Genomic DNA, 15,974 nt, shown 5'->3' on the forward strand with positions numbered 1-15,974 from the left:
AAAAACGGCTTGTCCGTTTTTCCTCTCTCGACTTATAGAGTAATTCCGAGCAGTGCGGAGAAATTGCGAGCGTCTCCTATCACACGGAGCGACGCACACGTCACTCCGTGTGTCCTCATAAGGAATTGCAGTCGGCTTTCATACCTTTTATTACATCCGAAAGGATGAGGCATGAAAGCCTCCGCACGGATAAGAGAAAAACGGCTTGGCCGTTTTTCGACTCCCGACTTATTCAAGTAAATGGCAAATGAGCCGACACGCTCAGATGCTGCAATGACGCCTACGCCCGGCCGGAGCGGTGCCGCAGGCAGCCACCGGAGCGAGCGTAAGCGAGCGAGGAGGCCGAGCGCGAGTGAGCCGCGGAGGGCGGGATCGCACATAGGTGCCGTCCGTAATCATATATAATTCGTTTTATCGCCTTTCTTTCGGCCGAAAATCGAATTTCGTTTCGGCGAGGATGACGGCAAAAAAGATGAGAGTGCAGCCTGCGGTCATGCGCGAAGTCAAACATTCGTGCAAAAGGACGGTACTGAACAGCACGCCGAACACCGACTCGAACGAAAGGAGGAGAGCTGCAAAAGACGAGCGCACGTATTTTAAGCCTACGTTCTGCAGCGCAAAGGAAATCATCGTGCTGAAAAGACCGAGGTAGAGCATCGAAACGATAACGCGCGTATTTTTTACGGCCGCGACAGGAAAAGCGCCGTCAAAAAGAAAGGCTGCAATCCATGAAAAGACGGCGGCAAAAAAGAACTGCAAAACGGTAAGCACGATCGGATCGTAACGGATATTGCATTTAGCCGTATAGAGAATGTGCAGCGCGTAAAAAACGCCGCAGCCGAGCGTAAGGGCGTCGCCGAAATTGATCGAAAGGAGCGATGATTCGCTTTTTGAAAGCGCGAGCAAACCGATGCCCAAAAGCGAAATCGCGGCTGCGGCAAAGACGTGTCCGCCCGGAAATTTTTTATAAAGCGGCCAGCCGAAAAGCGGCACGAGCATTACGTACACCGTCGTGAGAAATGCGTTTTTTCCGGCGGTCGTATAATCGCAGCCGACCGTTTGCAGCGCGTAGGCAAAAAACAACAGAGCGCCGAGTATCGCCCCGCGCTTCCAATACGAAGCATTGAGCAATTTGAGAGAGCGCACAAAGATAAGGGCAAGAGCCGCCGCCGCAATCGAAAAACGGAAAGCGAGCATATAGATCGCGCCGATATAGTCGAGGCTGTCTTTTACAACGACGAACGCAAATCCCCAAATACACGCTGCAAGGAGCAGCCCTGCTCCCGCAAAAAACGATACGCTCTTTTCTCTCATACGTCGGCAAGCGGCGTCACTTTTTTAAGGTGCCAAATATCGCGCACGTAGTCTTCGATCGTGCGGTCGGAAGAAAATTTGCCGCTGTTCGCAATATTGATAAGCGCTTTTCGCGCCCACTCTTTCGTATTTTGATAAGATACTTCGACTTCTTCGTGAGCCCTGCAGTACGCGTCGAAATCCGCAAGCACGTAGAACACGTCGGGGCGCTGACCTTCGACGCCGTAGACGAGCGAATCGTAGAGCTCTTTGAATTCCTGATGCGTCGGATCGTAGGTACCGTCGACGAGCTGTTGCACGACGCGGGAAAGCTCGGGGTTCCGTCCCAAGTATTCCTGGGGATTATAGCTGTGCTCGTTTTCCATTTTAATAATTTCATCGGCGGAAAGTCCGAACACGAAAGCGTTTTCTTTTCCGGTTTCATTGATAATTTCGATATTCGCGCCGTCCATCGTACCGAGCGTGAGCGCACCGTTTACCATAAACTTCATATTGCTCGTACCCGACGCTTCAAAGCCCGCAGTCGATATCTGCTCGGAAACGTCGGCAGCCGGAAAGATTTTTTCCGCAACGCTGACGCGGTAGTTTTCGACGAACACGACGCGGATTTTCCCGTGCACGCGCCGGTCGTTGTTCACGCGGTCGGCGACGGTATTGATCAGTTTGATGATCGTTTTCGCTCTGCGGTAGCCCGACGCGGCTTTCGCACCGAAGATAAAAGTCTGCGGCGGCGGATTGAAATCGGGATCGTCGATGATGCGGTTATACAGATACATGATGTGCAAAACATTTAAAAGCTGGCGCTTGTATTCGTGCAGGCGTTTTACCTGCACGTCGAAAATGCTGTCGGGGTCGAGGAATTCGTTTTGCGTATGCTTGAGATATTCGGCCAAGCGCTGTTTGTTCGATTTTTTGATCGCCGTAAGCTCCGCGAGAGAAGCTTCATCGCTTGAAAAACGCTCGAGGGCTTTGAGCTTCGTCAAATCCTTTTCCCAGCCTCCTCCGATACGCGCCGTGATAAATTCCGCAAGAGAGGGATTCGCATTTAAAAGCCAGCGCCGCTGCGTGATGCCGTTCGTTTTATTGTTGAATTTTTCGGGATAGAGTTCGTACCACTCTTTCAGCTCCCGAGTTTTTAATAATTCCGTGTGGAGCTCGGCAACGCCGTTTACGCTGAAACACGAATGGATCGCAAGCCACGCCATAAAGACGTGTCCGTTGTTGATGATCGACAGTTTTTGATGCCGTTCAAAATCGTTCGGATATTTTTCGCGCAGCGAAATGAGCAGCCGCCGGTTGATTTCTTCGACGATTTGATACACGCGCGGAAGCAGACCTTGAAAGATTTCGATCGGCCACTTTTCGAGCGCTTCGGCGAGGATCGTGTGATTCGTATACGCAAACGTGTGCGTCACGACTTTCCACGCATCGTCCCAACCGACGTTATATTCGTCCATGAGGATGCGCATCAGTTCGGGAATCGCTACGACAGGATGCGTGTCGTTCAGTTGGATGACGTGCAGTTCGGCGAATTTGCCGAAATCGGTTCCGAAGCGCGAAACGTAGGCGCGAACCAGATCCTGCAGGCTCGCCGACGAAAAAAAGTATTGCTGTTTGAGACGGAGCGCTTTTCCGCTCGGACCGCTGTCGTTCGGATAGAGCACGCGGCTGATATTTTCGGCGCTGTTTTGTTTTTCGACCGCACGGTTGTACTGCATGTCGTTGAACAGCTGGAGGTCGAAGCCGTTCGGAGAAGTCGCTTCCCACAATCTCAGCGTGTTCACCGTATTCGTATCGTAGCCGACGATCGGCGTGTCGTAAGGAGTGGCCGTCACTTCTTCCGCGTTTTGCAAAGAAAAGTGCATGCGGCCGTCGGGCGTTCTGTCGTACACTATCGTACCGCCGAAGCGGACAGTTACCGCCAAATCGCTTCGCTTTACTTCCCACGGATCGCGGTGCTTAAGCCAGCGGTCGGGGTATTCGACTTGCCAGCCGTTTTCGATCCGCTGTTCGAACATACCGTATTCGTAGCGGATGCCGTAACCGTGACCGGGATAATCGAGGGTTGCGAGGCTGTCGAGAAAACACGCGGCGAGCCGTCCGAGACCTCCGTTTCCGAGACCCGCGTCGGGCTCTTTGTCTTCGATCATATCGTAATCGATGCTCATGTCTTTGAGCACTTCTTTTACCTGCTTTTCGATCCCCGCGTTGATGAGATTGTTGCCGAACGCGCGTCCCATCAAAAACTCTGCGGAAAAATAGTAAAGCTTTCGCACCGGATGCGCTTCATACGCTTCCCTCGTCGCCATCCAATTTTTAATAATCGGATCGAGCACGGATGCGGCGACCGCATCGAACAGATCGTGTTTCGTCGCCCGTGAAATATTTTTTCCGTAACGGTCGTGAAGCCGTTTTTCAAGATTACGTTTAAACTCTTCTGCGCTGAATTGCATACGCTCTGTCTCCTTGACAATATTTATCCGCGTTCGGGTACCGTTGAAAAACCCGACCGATTTTCAGAGGTTCCGTTTGCTTATCAACAGTACAAGACTGTCGGAAGGCAAAACATAGCGGTGCTGTTCGTTTAACAATTCTTCATCTCCCCGCATACGAACGGCGTCCTCTCCGTCGATCGACGTGTCGGCGATGCGGTACCACACATTTCCGCCCGCGGGAGAAGGCAGCGTGATCGTCAAATCGTAGATGTCGGTGTTTATCGCAAAGTAGATTTCGTTGACACCGATACCGTCGGCTAATTCATCGACTTTGAATGCGAGAAAGCGGTTGAGCTTCGCCCAATCGGGATTTTTCCCGTTCGCATCGTACCAGGTGATCTCCGACGAATCCGCAAAAAAGGTATTGCGCCGAAACAGAGAATACGCTTTGCGCAATTCAATCAGCGTTTTCGTATACAGCAATATGTCACGATTTTTATCACAGCCGTGCCAGTCGATCCATGACGTTTCGTTGTCCTGACAATACGCGTTGTTGTTGCCCCGCTGCGTTCTCATCATCTCGTCGCCTGAAAGCAGCATCGGCGTTCCCTGCGAGAGAAACAGACAGGTAAGAAAATTTTTTATTTTGCGGCGGCGCACCGACACGATTTTCGGATTTGTCGAATCGCCTTCGAAACCGTTATTGTAGCTGAAATTGTCGTCGCTGCCGTCGCGGTTTCCCTCTCCGTTTTCTTCGTTATGCTTTACGTTATAGCTCACCAAATCGTACATCGTAAAACCGTCGTGCGACGTGATATAATTGATGGAATTCGTCGGAGAACGTCCGTTCGCTTTATACAAATCCGAACTGCCGGTCATCCTCGTCGCAGCTTCCGTCGCCGCACGGTCATCCCCTCGGATAAAGCGCCGCATATCGTCGCGGAATTTTCCGTTCCACTCGCACCACCTGCCGACGCCGAAAGAGCCGAGCTGATAGCCGCCGCCGGCATCCCACGGTTCGGCGATGATCTTCGTTTCGGCAAGCAGCGGATCTTGTGCTATCGCATAGGGCAACTGCCCCGAAGAGATGAGATGACCGAGTTCGGAACGGCTCAATATCGTCGCAAGGTCGAAACGGAATCCGTCGACGTGCATATCGACGACCCAATGCCTCAAACTCGCAAGGATGAATTCGCTCACCGTCGGATGGTTCGCGTTGACCGTATTGCCGCAGCCCGAATAATCGGCATAGTATTGTTTTTGGTCCTGCGGCAGCATATAGTACACGCCGTTTTCGATCCCGCGAAACGAAAAAGTCGGACCGTTTTCATTGCCTTCAGCCGTGTGATTGTATACGACGTCGAGGATCACTTCGATCCCCGCGCGGTGCAATTCACGCACGAGCTCTTTGAACTCCCGCACCGCCCCACCCGGAGAGGTGTCTGCGGCATACGAGGTTTTCGGCGCAAAAAAACCGACCGTATTGTAGCCCCAGTAATTTGTCAATGATTGTCCCGTGCGCGGGTTTACGCGTTCGTTTTCCGCTTCGTCGAATTCGAATATCGGCATGAGTTCGACGGCCGTAACGCCGAGGTACGTGAGATACGGAATCTTTTCGATAAAGCCGCGGTACGTACCGGGTTTTTGCACTCCGGATGTCGGAGAGTACGTAAATCCTTTGACGTGCGCTTCGTAGATGATCGTTTCGGAAAGCGCCCTCGCAAGCGGCTTGTCTCCCTGCCAATCGAAATCGGCATCATCGACAACGACGCATTTCGGAAAATCGGATAAATCGGCAAGAAGTCCGTTTTCGATGCCGGCTCTCCCGTGTTCGCGCTGCGTGCGGTAGGAGCGGAACACGGAACCCTTCGTAAACGCTTTTGCACACGGATCGAAAAGGTATTTATTAAAATTGAATCGATCGCCTGCAGGAGGATCATACGGCCCGTCAAGGCGATACAGATAGAGCGCTCCCGCTTTCAAATCTTTGATAAAAACGTGCCACACGTCGCCGGTTTTATTTATTTTCGGATCGAGTTCGATCGTATCGCAAAAGGTTTTTGCATCAGGAGAATCGAAAAGATAGAGCACGACGCGCGTCGCATTTCTGCTGAACAGCGAAAAATTCACGCCTCCGTCCGCGACGACGGCTCCGCATTGCATAGGCCTGCCTGCAAGCACACGAGAAGCATCCATGGGCGGTATTTTATCATAAGACAATAATAAAAAGCAACATTGCGCATCGGCACCGCGCGTACATTGCCGCGTTGCACCTATGCATATCGGCTGCGTACATTACCGGCGTGCAAGCACCGAGTAGCCGCGCATACGTCATATCGCTATACTGTGATGCATACATGAACACGGAACACACGGCACAAAGCGGCGGACGGAAAGCGGGCATCGTCGCGATCATCGGACGACCTTCCGCCGGCAAATCGACTTTTCTCAATACGGCGTGCGGAGAACTCGTATCCATCGTATCGGAAATACCGCAGACGACGCGCGATGCGATCCGCGGCATCATCAATACGTCGCTCGGCCAGCTCGTATGCATAGACACGCCCGGCTACCACGCGAGCGAAAAAAAACTCAATCTCAAATTGAAATCGATTGCAGCCGAGCAGCTGAAAACCGCCGACGCTCTGCTCTACATCATCGACAGTACGAGAGCTGCGGGAGAAGAAGAATCGCTCGTCGCCGAACTCGTCAAACCCTTTGCCGACCGCACCGTCGTCGCAGTCAACAAGCGCGATGCGCCGAATGCAAAAACCGCCGATGCGATCGCCTTTATTAAAAACGCACTTCCTGAAATTCCTGAAAAGAGAGTCATCGCCGTATCGGCAAAAAACGATGAAAACATCGACGACGTGCTGAAAGCGCTGTACGAACTCGCGCCCGTCGCACCCGAATTGTATCCGAGGGAATACTATACCGACCAGGACGTCGGCTTTCGCATTGCGGAAATCATACGTGGAGAAGCGATCAACCGCCTCGAAGAAGAAGTACCGCACTGCCTCTATGTCGATATCATGGATATGGAAATGAAAGACGGCGGCAAACGGCTGTGGGTGAGAGCGAGCATCTGCGTCGAACGCGAAAGCCAAAAAGGCATCGTCATCGGTAAGGGCGGCGCGATGATAAAAGCGATCCGTACGGCATCGATCAACAGATTCCGCACCGTCTTCGATTACGCGGTCGATCTCGACCTGCAGGTAAAGGTCGATAAAAACTGGCGGCAAAAAGACGCGGTATTGAAAAAATTAATAAAATAACCGTAGTGCCCGCGCGGCAAAACGCAAACGGGCGGCATACAAAGCGAAATCAAGCGTATTGCCACTTATCGATAAGCGGATACCTTTTTGATTAATAATTAATTAAATACACCCATTATTGTTTCCGTATACAAGCACGACAACGAAATCAATAAACCGAAAGCAACACCGCCCTTTAACTGTGATAAACGCATTTTGCTTCCGCCTTATAATACAGAGCGTCTCATACCCGTTCGGACACAGACACTCTTTCGAGTATCATACCCGATTATCAATTAATAATTTTTATCTGCAGATTTTTATCAGAGCATTGATGTATCAATAGCGTATTGCACCAACATATCGTTTTTCCATATAAGCAAAGGTCCCTCCGTCATGTTTTCTCCGTTATTTGTATAAAAAACAGTAGCGATACTGTTATTCCGATCAACAACGGTTATTTTCCATCCTGCAAATTTCTGCGTATGAATTACCCCTGAAAACAAAAGCCGTTCGCCGTTAAATATTTTATTTCCCTGAATATAGCCGATCGGCTCAATTGTCTTATTATTTTTTCTAAACAAAATCGCCTTGGTAAAAAAGCCCTGTTTATTATCCAAAACGTTATATGCAAAATAAAAATCGAAATTTGAAAAATGATGTGATTCTATTTTATATTCCTGATAATCAAAATAATTATCTAAGAATATATCCCGTGAATTATCTTGACTGTACACATATCCAACAATCAATAAAATGGCTGCAAAGAAACAAAACTTTTTCTTCATTTTTCATTCTCCTGTACATGATAAATAATATTAACAGATACGGCATGCATAATTGTTCCGATAAAAATAAAAAATACCGGTATATTTTTCCCATATAAAACCGTCTTCCATAACGACCCGCCATCTAAAATGATCGAGTATACCAATATACCCTGTAAAGCGAGTATCATCAAATGAAAAAGATATTCTAAAGATTTCATTTTGGCATGAGATCTTATAATCTCAATAATAAGCCCGGGAGTAAATAAAAAAACGAAAAAATCTATAACGACATTATTATCCGACACCGAAGACGGATAGGCATTTAAATAATCTAAAAATACTGCTGAGCTCATATCCGATACCAATCCTTTCGTAAATCTAAAACAAAAAGCGGAAAATATGATAATAACGATTGAAATCAAAATTATTGATCGTCGATACATTATCGTTCAAAATCCTTCTGTTTGTTAATTATTCTTTTCCTTTTTCATTTCAATGATAAACGAATTTTTCGTCAGCCTTTTAACAAACACATAATCTTCAGGAAGCTCTTTTTCAAATGGAATCTCAAACCGAATACCGTCATAAAAAGGCTCTCTCTCCAAATCATCAAAATACGTATAAAGAGGATATGCTGCCGCATACCTGTCTTTATCTATAAAGAGTATTAAAACATCATAAATTTCATACCGTTTCTTTATTTTAACAGAATCACAAAAAAAATTGATTTTATCTTTTTTATTTTTACCTCCAATAAAAACGATTTTTTCACATCTGTATCTATAAATGTCTGTAAGCTTTTTTTCTTTTTCGATCCGTATCGTATGCAGTTTCGGATTTGCCGTCCCCAGATAAATAAAAATAAGATAAATCAAAACACAAACGAAAGATAACAAAGTTATTAAAATCAATAAAAGAACGAATTTCTTTTTCATTATCTTTTCCTGTCATGAAAATTCGCATCGATAAAAATATCGATCGATCTCAAATCGCACTCTCAGAACCAAGTTCTCCGATGCGAATCAGAATACCCTAAAGCAAAACCTTTCCGTTTCGATCTTTTCCGAAATTTTATCGAGCAAATAGACAACTTCCGTAGTACCGTAATCCATGTACAGTACATAATACGCTTTTCGTATTTCAGGATTAACGGTATGTTCAAAATCGTCAATTATTTTCATGCATAGTACAGCTTCTCTGTCTGAAACTTTTTTCTTTTCACATTTTCGTTCGGTTTTTATATATTGCTTTATAAATTCGTCTTCGCATGAAACAAACAATCGATAAGTATTTTCTTCCAAAAGAAAAACCGTCGCGCTTTGGAAAGTATTCATCTTTGCAGAATATGTCGTATCGTTTATTTTCTTCCAAATGACAGTACCGTTTTTTTGATTGACAAGAAGATATAAACCGATAATACAGAAAATCACAGAGTAAACAAAAGCAGGTATTTTGTTTGTCTTACGCCTTTTACTCGACATAAATAAAAACAGAAAACCTATGGCCGCGATAAAAAAGCAAAACAGAATCAACAGCAGAGATTTATTAATAAGCAATCGCGCCTCCGGTTAACAGTATTACATATTCGAAGTCAATATCTTTCGTCCAAAAATTTCGTAAATTACGCAAAGCTGTTGATATTGCAAACTTTCCCTTGAATACTTCCGGAACCGTATTGACAGGATACACTTACTTTCCACCGGTCGAGTCATAACTCAAATCTAAAAAGAGGGTGTTGAATCAAGAATTCTTTTATTAAAATACGAAGAACGTTTATTTTTTTTCTTCGCGTTCGCGGGCTTCCCGTTCTTCGCGCGCGGCTTCTTTTTTATCTTTAATATCGGCTACACCGATAAACAGACAGATAAGACCGACGAGAGCCGCAAGGACGGGCAGGCAGCCTCTGAGAAATGCGAGCACATCGGCGCTCCAGTTGAGCGGAAACGACGGCAACAGCGCAAAAACGGTAAACGCGATAAAAATAATTCCTGCAATCAACGATATCATACGAACTCCCATAAAAACTTTTACAAAATCATAATAGCCCGAATGCGGGCTTTTGTAAATCCCGCGCTGCACGAGCACCGCACGAGCCGCACGGATCGCATAAATGCTCGACTTAGTTTTTATAAAACGATATACTGCGAACTGCATATCGAAATCGGAGACAATAACGGCAGGATATAATGGAACGCAGATATTTCGCCGAAGCGGCAAAAATCACTATTCCGGTTTTGTTCGGTTATACGGCGATCGGGATCCCCTTCGGTTTGATGATCGTAAACGCGGGCTATCCGGTGTGGATCGCGCCTGTTATGAGCATAACGATGTACGCGGGTGCAGGACAATACGTCGCCGTCGGCTTGTTTGCGTCGGGTGCGCCGCTCGGTGCGATCGCGTTCACGGAACTCCTCGTCAATATCCGCCACATCGTGTACGGTCTCTCGCTCATCTCGCGCTTTAAAAACGTCGGCGCATGGAAACCGTATCTGATCTTTGCGCTGACCGATGAAACCTATTCGCTGCTTACGAACTGTACCGTACCGGAAGGCGCAAACGCAGGCTCGTTTTACGGCACGATCGCCCTGCTCGACCACCTGTATTGGATTTTGGGCGGCGTCATCGGAGCCGTCGCGGGGCAATTTATTCCGTTTTCGCTCGCGGGCGTGGACTTTGCACTCACCGCCCTCTTTATGGTGCTGCTCATCGAACAGCTTGCCAAATCGCGCGACGCCACGCCTCCGGTCATCGGAGCCCTTGCCGCACTCGCCGCCGTCGTCCTTTCCCGTTGCGGTCTTTTTCCGTCGGGGCATATACTCATCGCTGCGATCGCCTTTGCGCTCGCCGCCCTCGTCGCAGTACGCGGTAAAAAATTCAAAACCGAAACGGAGACATCTCTATGACGCCGCTTACTCTCGCCGCCGCGCTCATCGCGACCGGCATATCCGCGCTCATCGTCTTTGCGACGCGCGCCTTTCCGTTTATACTGTTTTCGTACCGCGATCCGCCGCGCATCATCACCTTTATCGAAAAATATATCCCGCCGATGATCATAGCGATCCTCGTCGTATACTGCTTTAAAGACATCGAGTTTACATCCCGCCCGTGGGGACTTCCGTCCGTCATTGCACTCGGGGCGACGGCGATTTTACACGTATGGAAACGGAACGCGATGGTGAGCATTTTCGGCGGCACACTGTTGTATATGGCGCTGTCTCGGCTGCCGTATTGACGAGAGCCGTATTGACGCCGGAGATGTGATGATTTAAAATAATTATAATATGGACATGGTACTCTTTCGCGAAATATCGACAGACGATCTTTCGTTTAATCCCTTTTCGAAAGTTTTAAAACAATGGATGCTTATCTCCGCCGGAACCGAAAAAGACTGCAATACGATGACGGCGAGCTGGGGTATGTTCGGCGGCTTGTGGCGAAAAAACGTCGTGCAGATTTTTATCCGGCCGCAGCGCTTTACAAAAACTTTTATCGATTCGTACGATTTGGTAACGCTCTCTTTTTTGCCGGAACGATATCGGGAAGCGCTGAAAATCTGCGGTACGATTTCGGGACGCGATACGGATAAGTGGAAAAAGGCGGGCATCAGTCCCTATCCGATAAACGGCACCGTCGCCGTAGCGGAAGCCGAGCTCGTCATCGTCGGGAAAAAATTGTATTCGCAGTTTTTCGACCCGAAACTTTTTGTCGATAAAACCATCGACGCGGACTGCTATCCCGACAAAGATTACCACGAAGCGTACATATACGAAGTGTGCCGCGTTTTTGAAAAAGCGCGGTAGCGGCATATCGTTTGTGTCTTGTCTATAAAAACAACGTTTACTTCGGCAATTGTACGAATAAGCTCGCAAGCGTTGTTTTACCGAGTTCCGCCTCCATCGCACCGAACGCGCTTTCCAATACCGGATCGAGGATGCGGTGAATGTTTTTCCCTATCGGACATTTTTTATTCGGCTGCGGATGAAAAGCGAATACGTTTTGCGCTTCTCCGCTTTCGTTGATCGCTCGGTATACATCGAGCAGCGTGATCGCATTTGCATCTTTTGTAAGACGCGAGCCGCCGACGCCCGCAGCCGTTTCGACAAGCCCCGCCTTTTGCAGCTGCAATAAAATCTTTCGTATAATAACGGGATGCCGTTGCGCTTGTTTGCTCTCGTCGTTTGACAAACAAAACAAGCAATGGTACACTGCAAAATACGTTTTACAAGGAGGATTTCAAACTATGAAAAAAACTGCAAACGGACAGTTATACAGTCGGTATGAACTCCTCTTCCGACCATGCAATTTTTTATCACGGTAAAATTATGGCGCCTTTCCTCCTCATCGTAACCGGCCCGCCGGGATGCGGTAAAACGCATTTTTCCGCGCGTGTCAAAAATTATTTTCCCGCCATCACAGTGCTCTCCTATGACACGATAAAAGAGCGCTACTTCGACGAATACGGTTTTGACAACATGGAAGAAAAGCAGCGCGTCAACGATATGTCGATCGCGGCGTTTTATGAGCTTTTGGAAAACACGATGCGGGCGAAAAAAAATATTCTCATCGAATATCCCTTCAATAAAATACACGAACAAAAGCTTTGCGATATCGTTTCATCGCTCGGATACAAAGCTGTGACGATCCGCCTTACGGGCGACTGGCGCGCGCTGTACGAACGCGCCGTGCACCGCGACGTACATGAACCGCGGAATCCGGGACATCTTTTGCGCGTGTATCACAAAGAACGCCCCGTCAAACCGGAAGACGTCATTCCCGAACCGGATTTTGAAAGTTTCGTCGAAGCCTGTGAGCGGAAAAATTACCGCATCGAAATCGGAGATGTGTTCACCGTCGACGTAACCGACTACGACGCCGTAGACTACGCTTCCCTTTTTGCCGAAGTCGAAAAAAAAGTGACGGCGGAAGCATAATCAACGCGCTATTTCAGCGACTCGGCGTACGGACAACCTTCATTTTTTCCACGGCTGCATGCGGAGATAGGTTTCGTTTCTGTCTTGACCGACGGACACGATCCCGACGGGCGTTTCGGTAAAGGTTTCGATAAATTCCACATAAGCCTTCGCGTTCGCCGGCATCTTTTCATAGGAGCCGCACCGGCGGAGGTCGCTTTTCCAACCCTCGAATTTTTTGAGCACGGGACGCGCCGCATTGAGTGCGGGAATGCTCGCCGGAAAATCCGTGACCGTTTTCCCGCCGATATCGTATGCGACACAGGCTTCGATCGATTCCATTTCGTCGTAGATGTCGAGATGCGTCAACACAAGCGAATCGATCGAATTGACACGGCATGCATAGCGGAGCGCGACCAAATCGAGATAACCGCACCGCCGCGGTCGCCCCGTCGTAACTCCGAATTCGTTTCCGGTCGTGCGCACGTAATTGCAGAGCTCGCTTTCGGTATCGTTATTGAACTCGGTCGGCATGGGGCCGTTTCCGACGCGCGTTTCGTAAGCTTTAAAAACGCCGTACACTCTGTCGAGAGAGCGCGGTCCGATCCCCGATCCCAACGCCGCGCCCGCCGAACAGGATGCACCGGAACTTACGTACGGATACGTTCCGCTGTCCAAATCGAGCATGGCGCCTTGCGCGCCTTCGAATAAAATATTTTCTTTGCGGTATTCCCACAGCTTCGAAGCGATATCGACGCGCATCGCGATGAGGCGGGATGCATACGTATCGATGAATTGCCTGTCTTCGGCGTCAAGATCGGCGATCTTTTCTTTCCAATCCAAATCGGCGAGCCTGATCCCGTCACGTTCGGATTTTTGCGAATACGAAGTTCCGATACCCCTTCCCGTCGTTCCGATGGGACGCTTACGGGCGGCGTCGCGCTCTTTATCCATTCTGCGGTACGCGGGCAAAACAATGTGCGCGCGGTCGGAAATGAACACGCGGCCTTTCCACGAAATGCCGTTGTCGGTGAGCATCTGCAGTTCTGCAAAGAGGGCTTCGGGGTCGATCACCATGCCCGACCCGAGAAATACCGATTTATCGGGATATAAAATACCCGAGGGTACTTGGTGCAGCGCATACTTTTTTCCGTCGACGACGATCGTATGACCGGCATTCGCGCCGCCGGCAAAGCGCACGATGTATTTCGCATCCTGCGCAAGAAAATCGACTATCTTTCCCTTTCCTTCATCGCCCCACTGCGCGCCCATAACAACAATGTTCATCGCTTCCTCCACAGTACATCGCCGGCAGTATATACCGCCGATTGTACCAGTATAGCGCAAGATTCCGATTCTTACAACTTCACGCCCTCATGAATTACAAAATTATGAATCGTAAATTGCGTGATTACGAATTGCACATTGCAAAAAAGAGGCGGGGCGGGTATAATCTGCCTATGCTTGAAAAATTAACAAATACCTTTTCATCGATTATCCAAACGGTGAGCGGAAAATCGACGATCACCGAAAAAAATATTGAAGATACGGTCGAACGCATTAAGACGGCGCTCCTCGAAGCCGACGTCAATCTCCGCGTCGTGCGCCGCTTTGTCAATTCGACGATCGAAGAAGCGAAGGGCGAAAAAGTTCTTCGCGCCGTCGATCCCGGCGAACAATTCGTTAAAATCATTTACGACAAACTCGCCTCTATGCTCGGAGACGCGAAAACCGATCTGCACTTAAAAGGGCCGGACACGCAGTCGGTCATTTTGCTGCTCGGTTTGCAGGGATCGGGTAAAACGACCGCAGCGCATAAACTCGCATACCGCTTGGCAAAAGAAGGACGGAAACCGCTGCTGGCCGCGTGCGATTTGGTCCGCCCTGCCGCCGTCGAACAGCTTTCGCAGCTCGGCGAAAAAATCGGTGTGCCGGTATTTAAAGAAGAAGGCGTATCCGCCGTTCGCGTTGCAAAAGATGCTCTCGACTATGCGCGGAAAAATTCGCTCGATACGCTTATCGTCGATACCGCGGGGCGCCTCCAGATAGACGAAGAGATGATGGCCGAACTCGTCGATATTAAAAAAGCGCTTTCTCCCGATGAAACGATCCTCGTCGCCGACGCGATGACCGGTCAAAACGCGGTCGATATCGCAAAAACGTTCGATGAGCGGCTTTCGCTTTCAGGCGTTATTTTAACAAAATTCGATTCCGATGCGAGAGGAGGAGCTGCGCTTTCGCTTAAAACGATGACCGGTAAACCCATTCTGTTTATCGGTACGGGCGAAAAAACCGAAGACCTCGAAGTTTTTCACCCCGACCGCATCGCAAGCCGCATCCTCGGCATGGGCGATATCGTTTCGCTCGTCGAAAAGGCGCAGGAAACGGTCGACCGCGAAGAAGCGGAAAAGCTGCAGAAGAAAATGGCGCGCAACGAGTTTACGCTCGACGATATGCTCATGCAGTTTCGGCAAGTGCGCAAGATGGGCAGTATGCAGCAGCTTATGGAGATGATGCCGGGCATCGCTCAGCAGATGCAGGGGCGCGATTTCGATACGGACGGCATGAAAAAGCAGGAAGCGATCATCCTGTCGATGACGAAAAAAGAGCGGGCGAACCATTTTATCATCGGACCCGCGCGCCGTAAGCGCATCGCAAAGGGATCGGGGACTTCGGTCGCTGACGTCAACAAATTGATAAAGCAGTTTGAAAAGACGAAGCTCGCGATGAAAAAGCTCAGCAAAAACCGCGGTATGCAGGCGCAGTTTATGAATCAGCTCGGCGGCGCCGCCCTCGACATGGAAGCGCTTGCGAAGAGGTTCGGAAGATAGCGGTATTTGTGAAAATCTGTTAGGTGTACAACACAGGGTATTAGCATAAAAAAATGAAAAGGAAAATTTGTTTTTTATTAATACTTTTATTCTCATTGAAAATTTGTTTTGCAAATGAAAATTCGAAATTTGATTTAATAACATTTTATAAAAATCCTTTTATAAAAAAAGAAATGTATCCGGAAATATTTTATACTTATTTAGATTTTGAAAACTATTTCAAAAATGAAACATTTGAAATATCATCTGAAGTTATACAGAACAAGTATGACAAAACAAAAAATAATATTCGTTATAAATTAAACAAAGATAATATTACATTATATTATTTACATTCGGGTTATAACGGTAAATGTTTTTTAGAATTAATGAGTATTATTCCTAATAAAGAATTACTTGTAAAATATGGATTTTACAAGGGAATGGACGAAAAATCAGTTTTAGAAATTTGCGGTAAAAA

At 48.1% G+C, this 15,974-nt stretch carries 16 protein-coding genes; 7 read left to right on the forward strand and 9 right to left on the reverse strand.

What is annotated here, in order from left to right; translation table 11 throughout:
* Positions 1 to 411 precede the first annotated feature (411 nt).
* From JSQ97_RS07685 to glgX, 3 genes are all read right to left on the reverse strand, one after another.
* Entirely contained in the window at positions 412 to 1,314 is a 903-nt protein-coding gene (locus JSQ97_RS07685; RefSeq protein ID WP_205075514.1) for a DMT family transporter, read from the reverse strand.
* Entirely contained in the window at positions 1,311 to 3,767 is a 2,457-nt protein-coding gene (locus tag JSQ97_RS07690; protein WP_205075515.1) for a glycogen/starch/alpha-glucan phosphorylase, read from the reverse strand. The genes JSQ97_RS07685 and JSQ97_RS07690 overlap by 4 nt, the downstream gene beginning before the upstream one ends.
* A 63-nt stretch (positions 3,768 to 3,830) precedes the next feature.
* Complete coding sequence (gene glgX, locus JSQ97_RS07695; RefSeq protein ID WP_205075516.1) at positions 3,831 to 5,945, reverse strand: glycogen debranching protein GlgX; 2,115 nt, start codon at positions 5,943 to 5,945, stop codon at positions 3,831 to 3,833.
* Between the two features lie 161 nt (positions 5,946 to 6,106).
* Here glgX and era point away from each other — a divergent pair, with 161 nt between their 5' ends.
* Positions 6,107 to 7,024, forward strand: a complete 918-nt coding sequence (gene era / locus JSQ97_RS07700; protein WP_205075517.1) for a GTPase Era — start codon at positions 6,107 to 6,109, stop codon at positions 7,022 to 7,024.
* Between the two features lie 302 nt (positions 7,025 to 7,326).
* On the opposite strand, the gene JSQ97_RS07705 is transcribed toward era, so the two are convergent.
* From JSQ97_RS07705 to JSQ97_RS07720, 4 genes are all read right to left on the reverse strand, one after another.
* The gene (locus JSQ97_RS07705; RefSeq protein ID WP_205075518.1) at positions 7,327 to 7,791 is read right to left on the reverse strand and encodes a hypothetical protein; all 465 of its coding nucleotides are present in this window, start codon (positions 7,789 to 7,791) and stop codon (positions 7,327 to 7,329) included.
* A 449-nt stretch (positions 7,792 to 8,240) separates the two neighbouring features.
* Positions 8,241 to 8,708, reverse strand: coding sequence for a hypothetical protein (locus tag JSQ97_RS07710; RefSeq protein ID WP_205075519.1), 468 nt, complete (start codon positions 8,706 to 8,708; stop codon positions 8,241 to 8,243).
* 87 nt (positions 8,709 to 8,795) lie between these two features.
* Entirely contained in the window at positions 8,796 to 9,107 is a 312-nt protein-coding gene (locus tag JSQ97_RS07715) for a hypothetical protein (RefSeq protein WP_205075520.1), read from the reverse strand.
* 439 nt (positions 9,108 to 9,546) lie between these two features.
* The gene (locus JSQ97_RS07720; RefSeq protein WP_187383601.1) at positions 9,547 to 9,780 is read right to left on the reverse strand and encodes a hypothetical protein; all 234 of its coding nucleotides are present in this window, start codon (positions 9,778 to 9,780) and stop codon (positions 9,547 to 9,549) included.
* Positions 9,781 to 9,959: 179 nt separating this feature from the next.
* Between JSQ97_RS07720 and JSQ97_RS07725 the strand changes: the two genes are divergently transcribed.
* Genes JSQ97_RS07725 through JSQ97_RS07735 form a run of 3 tightly spaced genes read left to right on the forward strand, consistent with a single transcriptional unit; the run spans position 9,960 to position 11,573 of the window.
* Complete coding sequence (locus JSQ97_RS07725) at positions 9,960 to 10,676, forward strand: AzlC family ABC transporter permease (protein ID WP_205075521.1); 717 nt, start codon at positions 9,960 to 9,962, stop codon at positions 10,674 to 10,676.
* Positions 10,673 to 11,005, forward strand: coding sequence for a branched-chain amino acid transporter permease (locus JSQ97_RS07730; protein ID WP_021330297.1), 333 nt, complete (start codon positions 10,673 to 10,675; stop codon positions 11,003 to 11,005). The genes JSQ97_RS07725 and JSQ97_RS07730 overlap by 4 nt, the downstream gene beginning before the upstream one ends.
* A 55-nt stretch (positions 11,006 to 11,060) precedes the next feature.
* The gene (locus JSQ97_RS07735; protein WP_239447026.1) at positions 11,061 to 11,573 is read left to right on the forward strand and encodes a flavin reductase; all 513 of its coding nucleotides are present in this window, start codon (positions 11,061 to 11,063) and stop codon (positions 11,571 to 11,573) included.
* 37 nt (positions 11,574 to 11,610) lie between these two features.
* Here the strand turns inward: JSQ97_RS07735 and JSQ97_RS07740 are convergent, their stop codons facing one another.
* Positions 11,611 to 11,958 carry an Rrf2 family transcriptional regulator gene (locus JSQ97_RS07740; RefSeq protein ID WP_239447027.1) on the reverse strand — a complete coding sequence of 116 codons (348 nt, stop codon included), beginning with the start codon at positions 11,956 to 11,958 and terminating at the stop codon, positions 11,611 to 11,613.
* Positions 11,959 to 12,050: 92 nt separating this feature from the next.
* On the opposite strand from JSQ97_RS07740, the gene JSQ97_RS07745 reads away from it, so the two are divergent.
* Positions 12,051 to 12,704: an AAA family ATPase gene (locus JSQ97_RS07745; RefSeq protein WP_205075524.1), complete on the forward strand. Its 654-nt coding sequence runs from the start codon at positions 12,051 to 12,053 to the stop codon at positions 12,702 to 12,704.
* A 39-nt stretch (positions 12,705 to 12,743) separates the two neighbouring features.
* On the opposite strand, the gene purA is transcribed toward JSQ97_RS07745, so the two are convergent.
* Complete coding sequence (gene purA / locus JSQ97_RS07750; protein WP_205075525.1) at positions 12,744 to 13,970, reverse strand: adenylosuccinate synthase; 1,227 nt, start codon at positions 13,968 to 13,970, stop codon at positions 12,744 to 12,746.
* 173 nt (positions 13,971 to 14,143) lie between these two features.
* Between purA and ffh the strand changes: the two genes are divergently transcribed.
* Entirely contained in the window at positions 14,144 to 15,514 is a 1,371-nt protein-coding gene (gene ffh / locus JSQ97_RS07755) for a signal recognition particle protein (RefSeq protein WP_205075526.1), read from the forward strand.
* A 53-nt stretch (positions 15,515 to 15,567) separates the two neighbouring features.
* Positions 15,568 to 15,974: hypothetical protein (locus JSQ97_RS07760; protein WP_205075527.1), on the forward strand; the 407-nt coding region annotated here is incomplete at its 3' end.

Origin of the sequence: Treponema sp. Marseille-Q4523 (genome assembly GCF_016901105.1) — a bacterium.
GTDB lineage: Bacteria > Spirochaetota > Spirochaetia > Treponematales > Treponemataceae > Treponema_D.